Annotated in this window: 17 protein-coding genes and 1 pseudogene; 9 read left to right on the forward strand and 9 right to left on the reverse strand. The window is 72.1% G+C overall.

Going from position 1 to position 17,112, the window contains the following annotated elements; all coding sequences use genetic code 11:
* Window positions 1-36 precede the first annotated feature (36 nt).
* The 5 genes from ACFMQL_RS26930 to ACFMQL_RS26950 form a co-directional block, all read right to left on the reverse strand.
* Window positions 37-774 (reverse strand): peptidase E, encoded by a 738-nt coding sequence (locus tag ACFMQL_RS26930; protein WP_364055346.1) that lies wholly within the window; start codon window positions 772-774, stop codon window positions 37-39.
* 39 nt (window positions 775-813) lie between these two features.
* On the reverse strand, window positions 814-1,707 hold the full coding sequence (locus ACFMQL_RS26935) for a TIGR01777 family oxidoreductase (protein ID WP_378787615.1): 894 nt from the start codon (window positions 1,705-1,707) through the stop codon (window positions 814-816).
* A gap of 520 nt (window positions 1,708-2,227) precedes the next feature.
* Window positions 2,228-3,676: a 2-oxoglutarate dehydrogenase, E2 component, dihydrolipoamide succinyltransferase gene (gene sucB, locus ACFMQL_RS26940; protein WP_364055341.1), complete on the reverse strand. Its 1,449-nt coding sequence runs from the start codon at window positions 3,674-3,676 to the stop codon at window positions 2,228-2,230.
* Between the two features lie 38 nt (window positions 3,677-3,714).
* On the reverse strand, window positions 3,715-5,079 hold the full coding sequence (gene lpdA / locus ACFMQL_RS26945; protein ID WP_378787618.1) for a dihydrolipoyl dehydrogenase: 1,365 nt from the start codon (window positions 5,077-5,079) through the stop codon (window positions 3,715-3,717).
* A gap of 51 nt (window positions 5,080-5,130) precedes the next feature.
* Window positions 5,131-6,600 (reverse strand): leucyl aminopeptidase, encoded by a 1,470-nt coding sequence (locus ACFMQL_RS26950; RefSeq protein ID WP_378787621.1) that lies wholly within the window; start codon window positions 6,598-6,600, stop codon window positions 5,131-5,133.
* A gap of 105 nt (window positions 6,601-6,705) precedes the next feature.
* On the opposite strand from ACFMQL_RS26950, the gene ACFMQL_RS26955 reads away from it, so the two are divergent.
* From ACFMQL_RS26955 to ACFMQL_RS26965, 3 genes are read left to right on the forward strand one after another with little or no spacing between them, the layout of a single operon-like run.
* Entirely contained in the window at window positions 6,706-7,053 is a 348-nt protein-coding gene (locus ACFMQL_RS26955) for a GntR family transcriptional regulator (RefSeq protein WP_364055332.1), read from the forward strand.
* Complete coding sequence (locus ACFMQL_RS26960; RefSeq protein ID WP_364055329.1) at window positions 7,050-8,009, forward strand: hypothetical protein; 960 nt, start codon at window positions 7,050-7,052, stop codon at window positions 8,007-8,009. Before ACFMQL_RS26955 ends, ACFMQL_RS26960 begins: the two co-directional genes overlap by 4 nt.
* A complete protein-coding gene (locus tag ACFMQL_RS26965; protein WP_378787625.1) occupies window positions 8,006-9,010 on the forward strand; it encodes a CPBP family intramembrane glutamic endopeptidase in 1,005 nt (334 codons plus the stop codon). Before ACFMQL_RS26960 ends, ACFMQL_RS26965 begins: the two co-directional genes overlap by 4 nt.
* A gap of 78 nt (window positions 9,011-9,088) precedes the next feature.
* Here ACFMQL_RS26965 and ACFMQL_RS26970 read toward each other — a convergent pair whose 3' ends face one another.
* Window positions 9,089-9,874 (reverse strand): adenosylcobinamide-GDP ribazoletransferase, encoded by a 786-nt coding sequence (locus ACFMQL_RS26970; protein ID WP_378787627.1) that lies wholly within the window; start codon window positions 9,872-9,874, stop codon window positions 9,089-9,091.
* Window positions 9,875-9,908: 34 nt separating this feature from the next.
* Between ACFMQL_RS26970 and ACFMQL_RS26975 the strand changes: the two genes are divergently transcribed.
* Entirely contained in the window at window positions 9,909-10,709 is an 801-nt protein-coding gene (locus tag ACFMQL_RS26975; RefSeq protein WP_378787629.1) for an ABC transporter ATP-binding protein, read from the forward strand.
* A 36-nt stretch (window positions 10,710-10,745) separates the two neighbouring features.
* Here ACFMQL_RS26975 and ACFMQL_RS26980 read toward each other — a convergent pair whose 3' ends face one another.
* The gene (locus ACFMQL_RS26980; RefSeq protein ID WP_364055317.1) at window positions 10,746-11,741 is read right to left on the reverse strand and encodes a bifunctional adenosylcobinamide kinase/adenosylcobinamide-phosphate guanylyltransferase; all 996 of its coding nucleotides are present in this window, start codon (window positions 11,739-11,741) and stop codon (window positions 10,746-10,748) included.
* 325 nt (window positions 11,742-12,066) lie between these two features.
* Between ACFMQL_RS26980 and ACFMQL_RS26985 the strand changes: the two genes are divergently transcribed.
* Window positions 12,067-12,216 (forward strand): hypothetical protein, encoded by a 150-nt coding sequence (locus tag ACFMQL_RS26985; RefSeq protein WP_378787632.1) that lies wholly within the window; start codon window positions 12,067-12,069, stop codon window positions 12,214-12,216.
* A 72-nt stretch (window positions 12,217-12,288) separates the two neighbouring features.
* Here ACFMQL_RS26985 and ACFMQL_RS26990 read toward each other — a convergent pair whose 3' ends face one another.
* A complete protein-coding gene (locus ACFMQL_RS26990) occupies window positions 12,289-13,287 on the reverse strand; it encodes an aldo/keto reductase family protein (protein ID WP_364055311.1) in 999 nt (332 codons plus the stop codon).
* 57 nt (window positions 13,288-13,344) lie between these two features.
* Between ACFMQL_RS26990 and ACFMQL_RS26995 the strand changes: the two genes are divergently transcribed.
* Window positions 13,345-14,346: an SMI1/KNR4 family protein gene (locus tag ACFMQL_RS26995; protein WP_364055308.1), complete on the forward strand. Its 1,002-nt coding sequence runs from the start codon at window positions 13,345-13,347 to the stop codon at window positions 14,344-14,346.
* Between the two features lie 13 nt (window positions 14,347-14,359).
* Here ACFMQL_RS26995 and ACFMQL_RS27000 read toward each other — a convergent pair whose 3' ends face one another.
* Window positions 14,360-14,944 carry a DUF3043 domain-containing protein gene (locus ACFMQL_RS27000; RefSeq protein ID WP_378787635.1) on the reverse strand — a complete coding sequence of 195 codons (585 nt, stop codon included), beginning with the start codon at window positions 14,942-14,944 and terminating at the stop codon, window positions 14,360-14,362.
* Between the two features lie 154 nt (window positions 14,945-15,098).
* Between ACFMQL_RS27000 and ACFMQL_RS27005 the strand changes: the two genes are divergently transcribed.
* The 3 genes and pseudogenes from ACFMQL_RS27005 to htpX all read left to right on the forward strand — a co-directional run bounded on the left by ACFMQL_RS27005 (window position 15,099) and on the right by htpX (window position 17,110).
* Window positions 15,099-15,932 (forward strand): PspA/IM30 family protein, encoded by an 834-nt coding sequence (locus ACFMQL_RS27005; protein WP_364055303.1) that lies wholly within the window; start codon window positions 15,099-15,101, stop codon window positions 15,930-15,932.
* A pseudogene (locus ACFMQL_RS27010) lies at window positions 15,929-16,206 on the forward strand (hypothetical protein). The gene ACFMQL_RS27005 and the pseudogene ACFMQL_RS27010 overlap by 4 nt, the downstream one beginning before the upstream one ends.
* 4 nt (window positions 16,207-16,210) lie before the next feature.
* Window positions 16,211-17,110, forward strand: coding sequence for a zinc metalloprotease HtpX (gene htpX, locus ACFMQL_RS27015; RefSeq protein ID WP_364055297.1), 900 nt, complete (start codon window positions 16,211-16,213; stop codon window positions 17,108-17,110).
* Window positions 17,111-17,112: the final 2 nt, after the last annotated feature.

Consider the following 17,112-nt stretch of genomic DNA (forward strand, 5'->3'; position numbering starts at 1 on the left):
AGCCTATTGTGCCGTTCCCTCACCCTTGAAGGGTAATCAGGGGGTCAGCGACCGCGGCTCGATCCTCAACTCCTTTACCCCATCCGTACCGTCACGCTCCACCTTGTACGCATATCCGCCCGGCGCCACGCTCACCGCCTGGATGAACTCCGTGCCCACGTAGTGCAGCGCCACGCCCTCGTCGGCCGCGTACGCCTCCGGCAGCTCGCCCGAGGCCACCGACGCCTGCAGCAGCGGCCGCCGCTGCGGCTCGGAGTCGTAGTGGACCCCGCACGCGTAGGGCAGCAGCCCCATGCCCTCGGCCCACACCCGCAGCTCGGGCCCGAAGGAGTCGGTGTTGCCGCCGACGTGCCAGCACAGCGCGCCCGCGCTCTGCCCCGACAGCACCACGCCGGACCGCCACGCCTCTTCGAACGCCTCGTCAAGCCCGTGCAGCCGCCACAGCGCCATCAGGTTCGCCACGCTGCCACCGCTGACGTAGATCATGTCCTGGTCGAGCATCCAGGCGCGCGGGTCCTCCACGTTCGGCATCGGGAACACCGTCAGGTGGCTCACCTCGACGTCCCAGCCGGCGAACGCGCCGTACATCTTCAAGATCCAGTCGGCGGAGTCGCCCACCGCGGTGGCCACCAGGCCCAGCTTCGGCCGGTCCTGGCCGGTGAGGTCGAGGCCGTAACGCAGCAGCCCGCTCGCCTCGATCTGGCCGTGCCGCTTGCTCGGGCGGAACGACCCGCCCCCGATCGCCAGGATGTGCGACTGTCCGGACCGGTTCATGTCAGGGATCCCCCACGCTGTGAAAACGATGAACGGCCACTAGAGTACGGCGCGCAGCGCCTCGTCGATGCTGGTATGGGCGAAGCGGTACCCGCCGTCGAGCAGCTTGGCCGGCCGGAGGCGGTGGCTCGACAGCAGCCCCTCGCGGGCGAACTCGCCGAGCCCCGCGGCCAGCGCGAACGCCGGCACCGGGATCGGCATCGTGCTCTTGCGCATCGCCTTGCCGAGCGCGCGGGTGAACTCCGCGTTGGTGACGGGGGAGGGCGAGACGAGATTGACCGGCCCGGCGATCTCCCGCTCGGCCAGCAGGTGCAGCACCGCGCCCACCCAGTCGTCCAGGCTGATCCACGACCAGTACTGCCTGCCCGTGCCCAGCGGCGCGCCCAGGCCCAGCCGGAACAGCGGCAACATCCGGGCCAGCGCGCCGCCCCGCCCGCTCAGGACCAGCCCCGTACGCAGGAACGCGGTCCTGATGCCCGCCTCCTCCGCCCACGCCGCCGCGCCCTCCCACCGCTCGCACAGGTCGGCCAGGAAGCCGCGGCCCTTGCCCTGCGCCTCGTCCACCACCCGGTCGCCGGTGTCGCCGTAGAAGTCGACGCCCGAGGCCGACAGCAGCACCTCAGGCGGCCTGTCCAGGCCGCGCAGGGCGTCCACCAGCACCTGCGTACCCTGCACCCGGCTGGCGAGCAGCTCCCGCTTGTACGCCGGAGTCCAGCGCCGGTCGGCGATCGGCGCCCCCGCGAGATGCACGACCGCCTCGGCACCCTCCAGCGGCGCCAGGTCCACTGTCTGCTCGGCCGGCTGCCAGAACGCCTCACCGGCCCCGCGCGGCGGCAGGCGCACGAGCCGGACCACCGTACGCCCCTGCGCCTCCAACGCCTTCACCAGCGCCGACCCGAGCAACCCCGACGCCCCCGTCACGATGATCGCCATACCCGCACCTTACGTCCCACCCCCGCGAAACCGCCCGCTCAACGCGCCCCACCGCACAGGCGGCGGTCGGGGAGGCGCACATGACGGCAACCCCATGGCGGCGCGCGCCGGGCAGACCGGCGGCGGCGAGGTGCTGTCACGCGTCGCGGTGCGGCTTCGCGCCCCTGCGCATCCGGCCCTGGCCGGCCTCCGCACACGCGGACGGGTGCCGAGCGGTGGGGTGGCGGGTTCGCGCGCACCTGGGCGCTCTGCCGTGGCGGGTGGGTCTGCGCGCGGCCTTTGTGCTGATGACGCGCCGAGGGCGGGCCGGCGGCCGCGCGCGCCGGACGGCGTGCGCTGCTCCTGTGCGCCCCCGCGCACTGCCCCGCCGCAGAGGCGCGCCACCCCTGTGCGCTGCCGATGTGCAGGGGCGGGCCGGGCATCCCGCGAAGACCCGGGCAGCGGGACGCCGTGGAAACGCGACGGCCGGGCGGCCCCTCGACGGGGCCGCCCGGCCGGTCAGCGGGCGAGCGCCGCGTGACTACGCGAGGCCGAGCTGCGCCTCGAAGCGGCCCTCCTCCAGACGACGCTTGATCGTCGTGAGGAAGCGGGCGGCGTCGGCGCCGTCGACGAGCCGGTGGTCGTAGGTCAGCGCCAGGTAGACCATCGAGCGCACCGCGATGACCTCGCCCTCGGGCGAGTCGATCACCACGGGCCGCTTGACGACGGCACCGGTGCCGAGCATGCCGACCTGCGGCTGGTTGAGGATCGGCGTGTCGAACAGCGCGCCACGGCTGCCGGTGTTGGTCAGCGTGAACGTGCCGCCGGTGATCTCGTCGGGCGTCACCTTGTTGGCGCGGGTGCGCTCGGCGAGGTCGGCCGTCTTGCGGGCCAGGCCGGCGAGGTTGAGGTCACCGGCGTTCTTGATGACCGCCGCGATGAGGCCGCGCTCGGTGTCGACCGCGATGCCCAGGTGCTCGACGTCGAAGTACGTGACCTCCATGGTCTCGTTGTTGATCGTCGCGTTGAGCTTCGGGTGCTGCTTGAGCGCCTCGATGGCGGCCAGCTCGAAGAACGGCATGAACGTCAGCTTGACGCCCTCGCGCCGCAGGAAGTCCTCCTTGGCCCGCTCGCGCAGCCGGGCGATCTTGGTGACGTCGACCTCGACCACGGTGGTGAGCTGGGCGGCGGTGTGCAGCGACTCGACCAGGCGCTTGGACATCGTCTGGCGCAGGCGCGACATCTTCTCGGTGCGGCCGCGCAGCGTGGTGTCGACCTCGACCGGCTCGGGCCCGGCGGCGACCGGGGCCTGGGCGGCCGGCGCGGCCTGAGCGGGAGCCTGGGCCGGAGCGGCCTGCGAGGCGGCCTGAGCCTGGGCCTTCTCGCGCTGCGCCCTGGCGGCCTCGAGCACGTCCTGCTTGCGGATGCGGCCGCCCACGCCGGTGCCGGTGATGGAGTCGAGGTCGACTCCGTGCTCGGCGGCGAGCTTGCGCACCAGCGGCGTCACGTAGGGGCTCTCACCCGACGGCACCGCGGGAGCGGGCGTGGGCGCCGGCGCGGCCTGCGGAGCAGGCTGGGGAGCCGCCTGCGGCGCGGGAGCCGGAGCCGGCGCGGGGGCCGGGGCGGGCTGCGCCGGGGCGGGCTGCGGGATCGAGGAGGCCGGCTGCGCCGGGGCGGGCTCGGGCTCCGGCTCGGGCTGCGGCGCCGGCGGAGCGGCGGCCTCGGGAGCGGGGGCTGCGGCGCCCGGCTGGCCGTTCTCGTCGATGATGGCGAGCTCGGCCCCGACCTCGACCGTCTCGTCCTCAGCCACGACGATCTTGGTCAGGACACCCGCGGACGGCGACGGGATCTCGGTGTCGACCTTGTCGGTCGAGACCTCGAGGAGCGGCTCGTCGGCCTCGACGCGCTCGCCCTCCTTCTTCAGCCAACGGGTTACCGTGCCCTCGGTCACGCTCTCGCCGAGCTGGGGCATCTGTACGGAGACCGGCATCGTTATCTTCTCTCGCGTTCTGGATCTCGAGGGCTGGACTAGTTGTGTACGTGCAGCGGCTTGCCGGCGAGAGCCAGCATCGCCTCACCCATGGCCTCGGACTGGGTCGGGTGTGCGTGAATGAGCTGGGCGACCTCTGCGGGCAGGGCCTCCCAGTTGTAGATGAGCTGGCCTTCGGTGACGAGCTCGCCGATGCGCCGGCCCACCATGTGGACGCCGACGACGGGCCCGTCCTTCTGCGCGATGACCTTCACGGCGCCCGACGTGCCGAGGATCTGGCTCTTGGGGTTGCCCGCGAGGTCGTAGACCTGCTCGACGATCTCGATGCCGCGCTCTGCCGCCTGCTTCGAGGTGAGGCCGACCGAGGCCACCTCGGGGTCGGAGTAGGTGATGCGCGGCACGCCCGCGTAGTCGATGGGCGGCGGGTTGAGCCCGGCGATGTGCTCGGCGACCAGGATGCCCTCCGCGAACCCCGCGTGCGCGAGCTGCAGGGTCGGGATGAGGTCGCCGATGGCGTAGACGCCGGGCACGGAGGTGCGGCAGTACTCGTCCACCACGACGGTGCCGCGCTCGATGGCGATGCCCTGCTCCTCGAAGCCCATGCCGGAGGAGACCGCGCCGCGGCCGACGGCGACGAGCAGCACCTCGGCCTCGAGCGTCTTGCCGCCCGCGAGGGTGACGATGACGCCGGACTCGGTGGTCTTGGCGCTGTCGAAGAAGACGCCGAGCTCGTACTTGATGCCGCGGCGGCGGAAGGCCCGCTCGAGCAGCTTGGAGCTGGACTCCTCCTCGGTGGGCAGCAGGTGGGGCAGCGCCTCGACGATCGTGACCTCCGCCCCGAAGGAGCGGTAGACGCTGGCCAGCTCGACGCCGATCACGCCGCCGCCGAGCACGACCACGGAGGCGGGGACGCGCTCCATCTTGAGCGTGTGCTCGCTGGTGATGACGCGCTCGCCGTCGATCTCGAGGCCGGGCAGCGTCTTGGGCGCGGAACCGGTGGCCAGGACGATGTTGCGGCCCTCGTAGACGTCGGAGCCCACCTGGATCCGGTTGGGGCCGACGAGGCGGCCCTCGCCTTCGACGATCGTCACGCCCGCGGCCTTCAGCAGGCCCTGCACGCCCTTCCAGGCCCGATTGACGATCTTGTCCTTGAAGGCGTGGACGCCCTGGACGTCGATGCCCTCGAAGCTCGCCTTGACGCCGTAGGACTCGCTCTCACGGGTCTCGTCGGCGATCTCGGCGGAGTGCAGCAGGGCCTTCGTGGGGATGCATCCCCTGTGGAGGCAGGTGCCGCCGATCTTGTCCTTTTCGATCAGGGCGACCGACTTGCCCAGCTCAGCCGCCCGCAGGGCACAGGCGTAACCGCCGCTGCCGCCTCCTAGGACGACGATGTCATAGGCCACAGGAAGGCTCCTTGTCGGGGTGTTCGTGATGCCGTCATCTTTTCATTTGTTTCAGATGCTCGCGTGCCGCTCCGCGACTCCGATCAGGGTGCGGGTGAAGGCGCCCGTGCCGCCCTTGGGGATGTAGCCGTACGGCTCGCCCTTGTTGTACGCGGGACCGGCCATGTCGATGTGGGCCCAGCGCACGCCGTCGGGCACGAACTCCTTCAGGAAGATCCCGGCCGCCAGCATGCTGCCCCAGCGCTCGGGCTGGAGGTTGGCGATGTCGGCGACGGCCGAGTCGAGGCCCTTGCGCAGCTCCTCGGGCAGCGGCATGCCCCACGCGCCCTCGCCGGCGGCGCCGGCGGCCTCGACCACCAGCTCCCTGACGGCGTCGTCGTTGGCCATGACGCCGGCGGTGCGCCAGCCGAGCGAGACGATCTGGGCGCCGGTGAGCGTGGCGACGTCGACGATCAGGTCGGGCCGGTCCTCGGCGGCGCGGGCAATGCCGTCCATGAGCACCAGGCGGCCCTCGGCGTCGGTGTCGAGCACCTCGACGGTCTTGCCGCTGTAGCTGTGGATGACGTCGGAGGGGCGCTGGGCGGTGCCGCTCGGAAGGTTTTCCGCCAGGCAGAGGTAGCCGATGGCGTTGACCGGCAGGCCGAGCCTGGCGATGCCGATGAGCGCGCCGAGCACGGCGCCCGCGCCGCCCATGTCGGACTTCATCCAGTCCATGGAGGCCGACGGCTTGAGCGACAGGCCGCCGGAGTCGAACGTGATGCCCTTGCCCACGAACGCGAGCGTCTTGCTCGCCTCGGGGTGGCTGTAGGAGAGGCGGACCAGGCGCGGCGGGTTGGACGAACCCTGGCCGACGCCGATGAGGCCGCCGTAGCCGCCCTCCTTGAGCTGCCGCTCGTCGAGCACCTCGACGGTCAGGCCGGCCTTGCCGCCCGCCTGCTCGGCGAGCTCGGCGAACCTGGCCGGCCACAGGTCGGACGGCGGGGTGTTGACCAGGTCGCGGACCAGTGTGACGGACTCGGCGAGCACGCTCGCGCGCTCGGCCACGCCGTCGCCCTGGCCGGACAGCACGGTCAGCTCGGCGACGGGAGCCTGCTGGTCGCCGCCGGTGCGGTAGCGGGAGAACGCGTACGCGCCGAGCAGGCCGCCGAGCGCGACGGCCTCGGCCTCTTCCGCGGTGCCGGCGGGCAGCGCGAGCGCGGCCCTGGACTGGCCGGCGACGGAGCGCACGGCGGCACCGGCGGCGCGGCGCAGCGCCTCGAGGTCGGGGGAGTCGCCCAGGCCGACGGCGACGAGGAGGGGAGCGGTGACCGAACCGAACGTGGGCAGCTTCGCCAGCTCACCCGCCTTGCCGGTGAAGCCGACGGCGTCGAGCGACGCGGCCAGCTTGCCGCCGAACGCGGAATCCAGGGCCTCGGCGCCCACCGCGGGGACGGGGCCGTCCTGGCCGGACCGGAAGCCGACGATCAGGGCGTCGGTGTCGATGGAGACGGGATCTGCTGAGTTCAGCCGCACTGTGGTCACGTAAACCGATGCTATCCACGGTTTCTGCGTACTCACAAACAGGGGTTCATCCCACGAATCACGGCCGCGCGGTGATCGAATAATCGTGCTAGTGTCATTGGCACCATGTTGCTGACGCTCGATCTCAACGACGCCCGGCCGCTCCACGAGCAGGTGGCCGGCGCGATCCGCCGTGCCATAGGCGAGGGCTCCTACCGGCCGGGCGACCGCCTGCCGCCGGCCCGCGACCTGGCCGGCGCCCTGGGCATCAACTCCAACACCGTGCTGCGCGCCCTGCGCGAGCTGCGCGACGAGGGGCTGCTGGAGTTCAGGAGGGGCCGCGGCGTCAGCGTCGCAGGGCGCGCCGACGGGCGCGCGCTGCTCGTCCAGCGGGCCCGCGAGCTGCTGGAGGAGGGCAAGAGATACGGCTACAGCCGTGACGACCTCATCACCATCCTGGAGGGATTGACGTGATTCCCCGAGCCGTCGCCGCCGTTTGGTGGCTGGCCGTGACCACCGTGCTGGTCCTGTCGACCTTCGCCGTGCGCGACCGGCTTCCCGATCCCATGGCCACCCACTGGTCGGGGTCCCTGCCCGACGGCTCGAACTCGCTCACGGGACACCTCATCACCAGCACGGCCATCTGGGCGGTGCTCGGCGTGGGCCTGGTCGCGTCGGCCGCGCGGGCGCAGGCCCGCCGCGTGCCCCGGATGACGTGGTGGTCGATGCTGTTCGGGATGGGCACGCTGCTGATCGGCGCCCAGGTCTCGACGCTGGCCGCCAACCTCGACGTCCCCGAGTGGACGGCCGCCACGCTGCCGGGCTGGCACATCCCCGCCGTGCTCGCGGGCATGCTCGCCGTCATGGGGCTGGCCGCCGTGCTCGCCAAGGGAGAGCCCGACGAGCCGTCCCCGGGAAACCTGGAGCCGCCCGTGCTCAAGCTCCGCTCCGGCCAGCGCGCGGTCTGGGTCGGCCGAGTGGTCAACCGCAAGATCACCTGGGCCGTCGTCGCGGCCTTCGCCGTCACCGTGCTGATGGCCGTGTCCGGCCTGCGCGGGCAGGGACAGTCCCTGGTGAGCGCCATCCTCCCGGGCGCGATCATCCTCCTGCTGGTCGGGCTCGCCACCATGGCCGTGTCCGTACGCGTCGGCGACGGCGTGATCAGGATCGGGTTCGGCCCGTTCGGCTGGCCCGCCCGGCACATCAAGCTGTCGGCCGTCGAGTCGGCCTGGGCCGAGGAGCGCTCGCCCGCAGAGACCGGCGGCTGGGGCTTTCGCGGGCTGCCGGGAGCGGCCACCATCATGTTGCGCGGCGGCGAGTGCCTCGTGCTCCGCTACCGTTCCGGTGGGCAGCTCGCGATCAGCATCGACGACGCGGAACGCGGCGCCGCCCTCATCAACGCCCTCATCGCGGAGCGTGCACAGACATGAGAAGACCGCTGCTCGTCTACATCGTCCTCGCATTCGGGCTTTCCTGGGCCGCGACGCTGCCGCTGTGGTTCGGCGACGGGCTCGGCACGCCGCTCAAGGTGCAGGCGCTGGGCGCGCTGATGATGTTCACCCCCACCATCGGCGTGCTCGGCGTGTGGGCCACCACGCGCCTTCCGTTCCGCCAGTGGGCCAGGGAGACCGGGCTCACCCTCGGCGAGCGCAAGGGCCGCACCGGCCGCCTCGTGCTCGCCGCCTGGTTCGGCGTGCCGCTGCTGACGCTGCTCGCCATGGGGATCAGCGCCGCCGTCGGCCTGGTCTCGCTCGACCTCGACACGTTCAGCCTCCTCGCGGAGGTGCTGCGGGCCCGCGGCGCCGAGCCGCCCGCCGACATGACCGCGGTGGCCGTCACCCAGCTCGTGCTGGCGTCGCTGCTGGTGCCCGTGCAGATCCTGATCCCGGCGCTGGGCGAGGAGTGGGGCTGGCGCGGCTGGCTGCTGCCCCGCCTCATCGCCGCCAACGGCGTCGTCGCGGGCCTCATCTACTCCGGGCTCATCTGGGGACTGTGGCACGCCCCGCTCACCCTGCTCGGCTACAACTACCCGCGGCTCGGCTCCTGGGCGGCGCTGGCGTTCATCGGCTTCTGCGCGGTGGCCGGCGTGGCCATCGGGTGGCTGCGGCTGCGGTCGGGCAGCGTGTGGCCCGCGGTGGTGGCGCACGCGTCACTGAACGCCGTCGCCGGGCCCGTCCTGCTGCTCGGCGACACCGCAGAACCGCCGAACGAGATCCTGGCCGGCATCACCGGCGTGGTCGGGTGGGTGCTGCTCGCCCTGGTGGGCGCGGCCCTGCTCCGCTTCCTCCCGGTGGGCGTCCCGCGCCCCGCCGCACCCGAGGCGGCGGGGCAGTCCGATGAGGACGGGCCTGATGCCGGTGCCGCCGACTCCGACGAGCCGGAGCCCGAATCGGCCGGGTCGGGATCCACCCGTCCCGCCGACGCGGACTGAGGCTCGTGCCACGCGGTCTTGTGACGCGGGCTGAGGTTCCTCGCATGCGACCCGCCGGCGTGCTGCTGTCCGGCCGCGTCAGGCGAGCAGCGCGTACGCCACCAGCGCCGCCGTCGTGGCCGTCTCCACGAGCGCGCCGAGCACGTCCCCTGTGATGCCGCCGAGCCGCCGCCTGGCGCGCCTGAGCAGCAGCAGGGCGGCGGCGAGCCCCGCGAGCAGCGCGGCCGGCGCCGCGAGCGCTCCGGCGGGCGGGAGCTCTTCGAGCCCGCCCGCCGCGACCAGGCCGATCACGGCGGCGACGACAAGCGCGGCCACGGTGACGAGCACGGCGGCGGGGCGGCGTACGGTGCCCGCGACCATCGCGCCCAGCCCCTCGGGGCGGGCGGCCGGCACGCCCTCCCGGCAGGCCCACGTCAACGCCAGCCGCCCGGCCAGGCAGGCGGTCACCAGGGCGGCATGGCGTACGAGATGGCCGCCGCCGATGGAGGCGAGGGCCGCGACCTGGACGAGCAGCGTGAGCACCAGCGTCACCACGCCGAACGGCCCGATGTCCGACTTTTTCATGATGTCGAGCGCCTGGGCGGCCGGTTTCGCGCTGCCCAGCCCGTCCGCGAGATCGGCGAGCCCGTCCAGATGCAGCGCCCGGGTGAACAGCGCCAGCAGCGCGATCGCCAGCGCCGCCCCGAGCAGCGGCCGGCCGCCGAGCAGCGCCGGCGGCAGCCCCGCGACCAGCCCCAACGCGAGACCGACGGCCGGGGCGAGCGCCATCGCCTGCCCCGCCACGCGCCGATCCACCCGCTCCACGCGTACGGGAAAGACGCTCAGCGTGCCCACGGCGAACCGCAGCCCGTCCATCGATCGCATAACGGGCGATCCTAGGGCCCACTAGGGTGGCGGGATGCACGTGCTCGAACTGCAAGGCGTCGGCGTCAGGGTCGCAGGCAAGACGCTGCTCCACGGCGTCGACTGGCAGGTGGACTACGGCGATCACTGGGCCGTCCTGGGGCCCAACGGCGCGGGGAAGACGACGCTGATGTCGCTCGCGGCGGCGGTGCGCCACCCCAGCGAGGGCACGGTCAAGGTGCTCGGGCACCGGCTCGCCCGCGTCGACGTGCGCGAACTGCGCCGCCACATCGGGCTCGTCGCCTCCAGCCAGCGGCTCGTCGACGAGGAGCTGATGGAGGAGGAAGGGGCGACCGCCCACACGGTGGTGCTCACCGGGCACACCAGCACGAGCGTTCCGCTGTGGGACCGGTACGGCGACGCCGAGCACGACCGCGCGCACCGGCTCCTCGCCGACCTCGGCTGCAAGGAACTCGCCGAGCGGCCGTTCCGCGTGTGCTCCCAGGGCGAGCGGGCCCGCGTACGGGTGGCCAGGGCCCTCATGTCGGAGCCCGCGGTGCTGCTGCTCGACGAGCCGTTCGCGGGCCTCGATCTGCCCGCCCGCGAAGACCTCGTCAGCGCCGTCGAGCACCTCGCCGCCGTCCGTCCCGTGCTCACCACCGTGACCGTCACCCACCACCTGGAGGAGGTGCCCGCCACGACCACGCACGCCATGCTCATGCGCGAGGCCAGGGTGCTCGCCGCGGGCCCGGCCGAGGACGTGCTCACCTCCGAGCTGCTCAGCGAGTGCTTCGGGCGGCCGCTCCAGGTGGACAGGATCGACGGCCGCTGGTACGCCCGCGCCGCCCGCTCCTGACCACCGCCGGGCCGGGTGCGGGGCTGACGGCTTCGCTCACAGTTCGAGTACGCGGCCCGCGACCACCAGGGCCACGTACTCCGATTCGGCGGCCAGGCGCTCGTTGAGGCGTCCCAGGGCGTCTCTGAACGCGCGTCCGCTGGCCGTCGCGGGCACCACGCCCATGCCGACCTCGTCCGAGACGGCCACCAGCGGCTGCGGCGCCTGCCGCCAGGCGGCCACCAGCTCGTCGCAGCGGGCGGACACCGGAGCCCGGTCGCCCTCCCAGGCCCCGTGCTCGTCGAAGACCGCCGCCAGCCACGTGCCCAGGCCGTCGATCAGCAGCGGCGTGGTGGCGGAGCGGATCGCCGTCGCGAGATCGGTGGTCTCCAGGGTGTCCCAGTGCGCGGGCCTGCGCTCCCGGTGCGCCCGTACGCGCGCCGCCCACTCGCCGTCGCCCGCGCAGGAAGGACCCGTGGCCACGTACGTGACGTGCGGCTCCGCCGCCAGCCTGGCCTCCGCCTCCGCCGACTTGCCCGACCTGGATCCGCCGAGCAGCAGCGCCCGCCGTGGCATCCGCGCCCGCACGCCCTGTCCCGGCGTCACCTCCGTGCCGTCGGATACGGCGATCGCGCCCCACAGCCGCAGCCGCCGGGCCAGCTCATCCTCCGAACGGATCCGGTGGTCGAGCCCGACGGCCACCACCGTGGTCGCCGCGCCCGCCAGCCCGGCCCTGCGCAGCTCTCCGAGACGTTCCGGACGGCCGAGGAGGTCGATGAGCACGACGTCGTACGGGGCGGGCTCCGGCGCGGGCACGGGGACGCCCCGGGGGAGGTGCAGCAGCCGGGCGCCGTCGGGGCAGACCAGCCCGAGGCCGCCTGCGGACGTGCGGTAGCCGGCGGGCAGGTCGCGGAAGGGGTACGTGACGCGGCCGTCGACCACGAGCCCGAACGGGCGGCGATGACCGGCGGGCAGCGCGGCGCACGAGGCGCACAGGCAGCCGGGCTCCGGCCAGCCCGCGCCCCCGGCCGTACCGGTGAGAAGGACCTTCACCGCGCCGAGCGTACAAAGGGAACGGCCGCGCGCCCCCGCCGGGTCCCGCGCGTCAGACAGGAGTGAGGGGGACGCGGAACCGGGGGAGACAGAGGAAGGCGCGCGGGGCAGGCCGGCGGGAAGGTCGGAGGCCAGGGGCGGAGGGTGCGCCGGCGAAGCCGTCACACTCGCTCCGCGAAAGGCGCGCGGGACAGGCCGGCGGGGAAGGCTCGACGGTAGGGTTCGCAGTGCCTGCGAAGGGTGCGCCGGCGGATAAGGAGCGTGTGGCATGACATGGCGATGGCGTTATGAGAACGCGCGTGGCGCAGAGGTGGCGGATCGCCCTTTGCCGCGAGAGGTCTTCCCGAGCCAGGCCGACGCCGAGTCCTGGCTCGGCGAGAACTGGCGTGAGCTGCTCGAGGCGGGTGTCGAGCAGGTCGCGTTGCTTGAGGAGGACCGCGTGGAGTACACGGGATTGTCGTTGCGCCAGGAGTAAGGCAGAAAGAGCCGGAGGAAACGAAGAACCCCTTGAGCGGAGTACGGCTCAAGGGGTTTCGTCGTACGGGGGCTACGGCCGGGTGGCCGGGCTCACCGTCTTGGACGGGTCGCGCTCGACCACGTCGCCGAGCACGTCGTCGATCTTCTTCAGTACGTCGGCGTCGAGCTTGACGCCCGCCGCCTTGACGTTGTCGCGCACCTGCTCGGGGCGGGTGGCACCGACGATGGCGCTGGAGACGTTCGGGTTCTGCAGCACCCAGGCGACCGCCAGCTGAGCCATGGACAGGCCCAGGTCGGCGGCGATGGGCTTGAGCTCCTGCACGCGGGTCAGCACGTCGTCCCGCATGAAGCGGGCGATCATGGCGGAGCCGCTCTTGTCGGTGGCCCGGGAGCCCTCCGGCGGCTGCTGGCCGGGCAGGTACTTGCCGGTCAGCACGCCCTGAGCGATCGGCGACCAGACGATCTGGCCGACGCCCTCCTTCTCACTCAGCGGCACGACCTCGGACTCGATGACCCGCCACAGCATGGAGTACTGCGGCTGGTTGGACACGATCCGGTCGAAGCCCATCTCATCGGCGATCTTCAGAGCGCGGGCGATCTGGTCGGCGGTCCACTCGCTGACACCGACGTAGAGGACCTTGCCCTGGCGTACGAGGTCGTCGAACGCCTTGAGCGTCTCCTCGAGCGGGGTCTCGTAGTCGAAGCGGTGCGCCTGGTAGAGGTCGACGTAGTCGGTCTGCAGGCGGCGGAGCGAGCCGTGGATCGACTCGAAGATGTGCTTGCGAGACAGGCCGCGGTCGTTCTTACCGGGGCCGGTCGGCCAGTAGACCTTGGTGAAGATCTCCAGCGACTCCCTGCGCACACCCTTGAGGGCCCGCCCCAGCACCTCCTCGGCCTTCGTCCCCGCGTAGACGTCGGCGGTGTCGAACGTGGTGATGCCCTCGTCGAGGGCCGCCTGGACGCACTGCTTGGCGGCGTCCTCCTCGACCTGAGAGCCGTGGGTGAGCCAGTTGCCGTAGCTGATCTCGCTGACCATGAGACCGCTGCGGCCAAGGTGTCGGAATTCCATGCATCCGACTCTAATGGCCATACATCGGATGATCTGATTCGGGATAGGGTGCGCGACGTGCTGAAGCTCGTACGGCTGGCGCTCACCGCCGCGATCCTCACCGCCATCGTGGTCCGGCTGCGCCGTCGCGCCCGCATGCCCGCCAGGCCGGACGCAGGACGGACCGCCACAGTGCCCTGGCCGGGCGGCTCGGCGCGCCGCACGAGGGTGTGGCCGGTCTGGGCGGCGGTCGCGGCGATCGCGGCCGTGGTGCTCGCGGTCGCGCTGATGCCCCCGTACGACGCCTCCGGCGCGCACGAGCGGGCCCGGCGGGAACGCCAGAGCGCGCTGATCGCGGCGGCCGAGCGCACTGCCGAGCCCATGACACCGTCCACCCCGGAGCCGGTCCCGACGCCCGACCCGTACTGCGCGCCCGCGCTGAGCACGGGGACGGCCCGCCCGGAGACCGGCCGCACGACGAGCGGCCGTGCGGTGACGATCCGCCCGATCGACCCCGAGGTCAGGCGGGCGGTGAACCGTCAGTGGCGGCGCATCGAGCGGTGGCTGAAGGCGAACGCGCCGCGTACGTACCGCGAACTCGGCAGACCCGGCAGGGCGCGCACGATCGCGATCGCCGAGGCGCAGATGGGCGTGCGCTTCCCCGACGACCTGCGCGCCTCGCTGCTGCGCCACAACGGCGCCGCGGGCTTCGGATTCGGCGCGGACCCCGATGGAGTGTCGAACCTGCCCATCCGCGAGATCAGGGACACCTGGCGCCGGGAGTGCGGGCACGACCCCACCGACAGCGGTGACGACCCCTGGAGGGAGCTGTGGAGCGGCAGGATGATCCCGTTCCTCGCCTTCACCGGCAGGGCGGACGGCTCCGCGACGTACGCCTTGATCGACTCCGCCGACGGCACGGTCGGCTGGGACGACGGGAGCGCCGGCATGGGGCGGCGGCTGCCGTCGTACTACGCGCTCATGCGGGCCGTCGCCGACGCCCTGGAGAACGGGACGGAGTTCGACGGCCGGCGGCCCGCGGTGGAGCGAGGCGTGCTGCGCTGGGAGTACGCGGACTAGGCGACCCGTGCCGTCACTTCTTGGTCGGCACCGGCTCCTCGCCGACCTGCACCCTCGGCGGCGGGAACCGCAGCTTGCGGATCTGCAGCGCCCGCATGGCCGCGTAGAAGCCCACGCCCTTGACGCTCTCGTTCGGCATCTTCTCGGCCACCAGCTTCTTCACCTTGAAGGCCACGTAGACCGAGGTGAACAGCACGCCGAGCATCATGATCGGCCAGCCGATCGTCACGACGTAGCCCAGCACCTGGGCGCGGATCGACATCGGCCACGGAATCCAGGTGGCCAGCAGGATCACTAGCGAGAACGGCAGGAAATACTGACTCGGCAGCCGCCGGGAGTCGACCCAGTCGCGCGCGAATTTACGCGCGGGGCCCTTGTCGCGGGCAGGCAGATATCGCTCGTCACCGGCGAGTATGCCCTGACGGACCTTTTCCCGCTCGGCCGCCTGCTTGGCACGCATCTGCCGGTACGCCTCTTTGCGGTCTTTCGGCGCGGAAACGTACTGGCGCCGCCTGCCTTCGGCATCCCGGCGCTTGGGTGTGGGACGACCTTTACCCTGGGGCTTAGGATCGTCAACGGGGACGGGGGTGTCGTCCACAGAGGTTTGGGAACGGCGTCGCAACACGACGTCAACCCTACCTGGAGTGCAACTTCAGTGACGCCCTCGTGCGTTATGCGTAGGGTAATCCCAAGGCGGCTGCGCTGCATCGGGATGTACACCAGCACGACCTAGAAGGGGACGGCCGACGCGCATGAGCGTGATGAAGAGACTTTCGATGATCTTCAAGTCCAAGGCCAACAAGGCCTTGGACAAGATGGAGGATCCGCGCGAGACCCTTGACTACTCCTACCAGCGGCAGCTCGAGCTGCTGCAGAAGGTGCGCAGGGGGGTGGCCGACGTCGCCACCTCGCGCAAGAGGGTGGAGCTGCAGATAACCGGCTTGGAGAACCAGGCGAGGAAGCTGGAGGAGCAGGGTCGCAAGGCGCTGTCCGTCGGCCGCGAGGACCTGGCCCGTGAGGCGCTGCAGCGGCGCTCCAACCTGCAGGCCCAGATCGCCGATCTGAAGGTTCAGCACGACAACCTCCAGGCCGAGGAGGAGAAGCTGACGACGGCCTCGCAGCGGCTGCAGGCCAAGGTCGACTCCTTCCGTACGAAGAAGGAGACCATCAAGGCCACCTACACCGCCGCCGAGGCGCAGACGCGCATCAACGAGGCGTTCTCCGGCATCTCCGAGGAGATGGGCGACGTCGGCCTGGCGATCCAGCGCGCCGAGGACAAGACGGCGCAGATGCAGGCCCGCGCCGGCGCCATCGACGAGCTGCTCGCCAGCGGCGCGCTCGACGACTTCAGCGGCACCCGCGGCGACGACATCCAGGCCGAGCTCGACCGCATGGGCGGCGGCATGGACGTCGAGCTGGAGCTGGCCAGGATGAAGGCCGAGCTCGGCCAGGGCCCGGCGCCGCAGCAGGCCATCGAGCAGGGCCAGCCGCAGCAGCAGGCGCAGCCTCAGCCGCAGCAGCAGGCCCAGCCGCAGCAGCAGGCCGGTCCCACCCAGCAGTACCGCCAGCCTGGGGAGGGCGCATGATCGTCAGAATCATGGGCGAGGGTCAGGTGGACATCTCCGCCGACGACATCGCCGTACTCAACGAGCTCGACTCCGAGCTGGAAGCGGCCATCGACGCGGGCGACGAGAAGGCCTTCCGCGTCAAGCTGCACGCGCTGCTCGACAAGGTGCGCCAGGTGGGCAAGGCGCTACCCGACGACAGCCTTGAGCCGTCAGAGCTGATCCTTCCCCCGCGGACGCCTCGATCGAGGAGGTCCGGGAGATGCTGGGCGACCAGGGCCTCATCCCGGGCTGACCCCGTGAGCACGCGGTTCGCGTCCGACCCCGGCCTCAGCCGCCGGATGGTCGTGACGCTGTTCCTGCTCGGGTTGCTCTATGTCGTGTTCGTCGGCGTACTGATCGCCCTCGGCGCTCAGGCGCTGACCGTGCTGGTGCTGGCGGGCGCCTTCCTGCTGGTGCAGTACTTCCTGTCCGACCGCATCGCACTGTTCGCGATGCACGGGCGGGAGGTCTCGCCGCAGGAGGCGCCCGAGCTGCACGGCATGATCGACCGGCTCTGCGCGCTGGCCGACATGCCCAAGCCGCGGGTGGCGATCGCGCAGTCCGACGTCCCCAACGCGTTCGCCACCGGGCGTGACCAGAAGCACGCCGTCGTCTGCGTGACCACCGGCATCCTGCGCCGCCTTGAGCCGCAGGAGCTGGAGGGCGTGATCGCTCATGAGCTGTCCCACGTCGCACACCGCGACGTGGCGGTCATGACCATCGCCTCGTTCCTCGGCATCGTGGCGGGGCTGATGACCAGGTTCGCGCTCTACACGGGGCTCGGCGGCCGCCGCAACGGCGGCCAGGGCGGGCTGCCCATCGGCGTCATCATCCTGCTGGTGTCCGTCGTCGTGTACGCCGTCAGCTTCCTGCTCACCCGCGCCCTGTCGCGCTATCGCGAGCTGGCCGCCGACCGGGCCGGTGCCCTGCTCACGCAGCGCCCGTCCGCGCTGGCCAGCGCACTGACCAAGGTGTCCGGCGACATGGCCAGAATCCCGACGCGCGACCTGCGGGAGGCGGAGCCGTTCAACGCCTTCTACTTCGCGCCCGCGCTGGCCAAGGGGGCGACGCTGGCCGCGCTGTTCTCGACGCATCCGCCGCTGGAGCGCCGCCTGGAGCAGCTGGCCGGCATCTCCCGCCAGCTCGGAAGGGGCTGAGG

The sequence above is a fragment of the Nonomuraea fastidiosa genome (assembly GCF_042751225.1).
Taxonomy (GTDB): domain Bacteria; phylum Actinomycetota; class Actinomycetes; order Streptosporangiales; family Streptosporangiaceae; genus Nonomuraea; species Nonomuraea fastidiosa.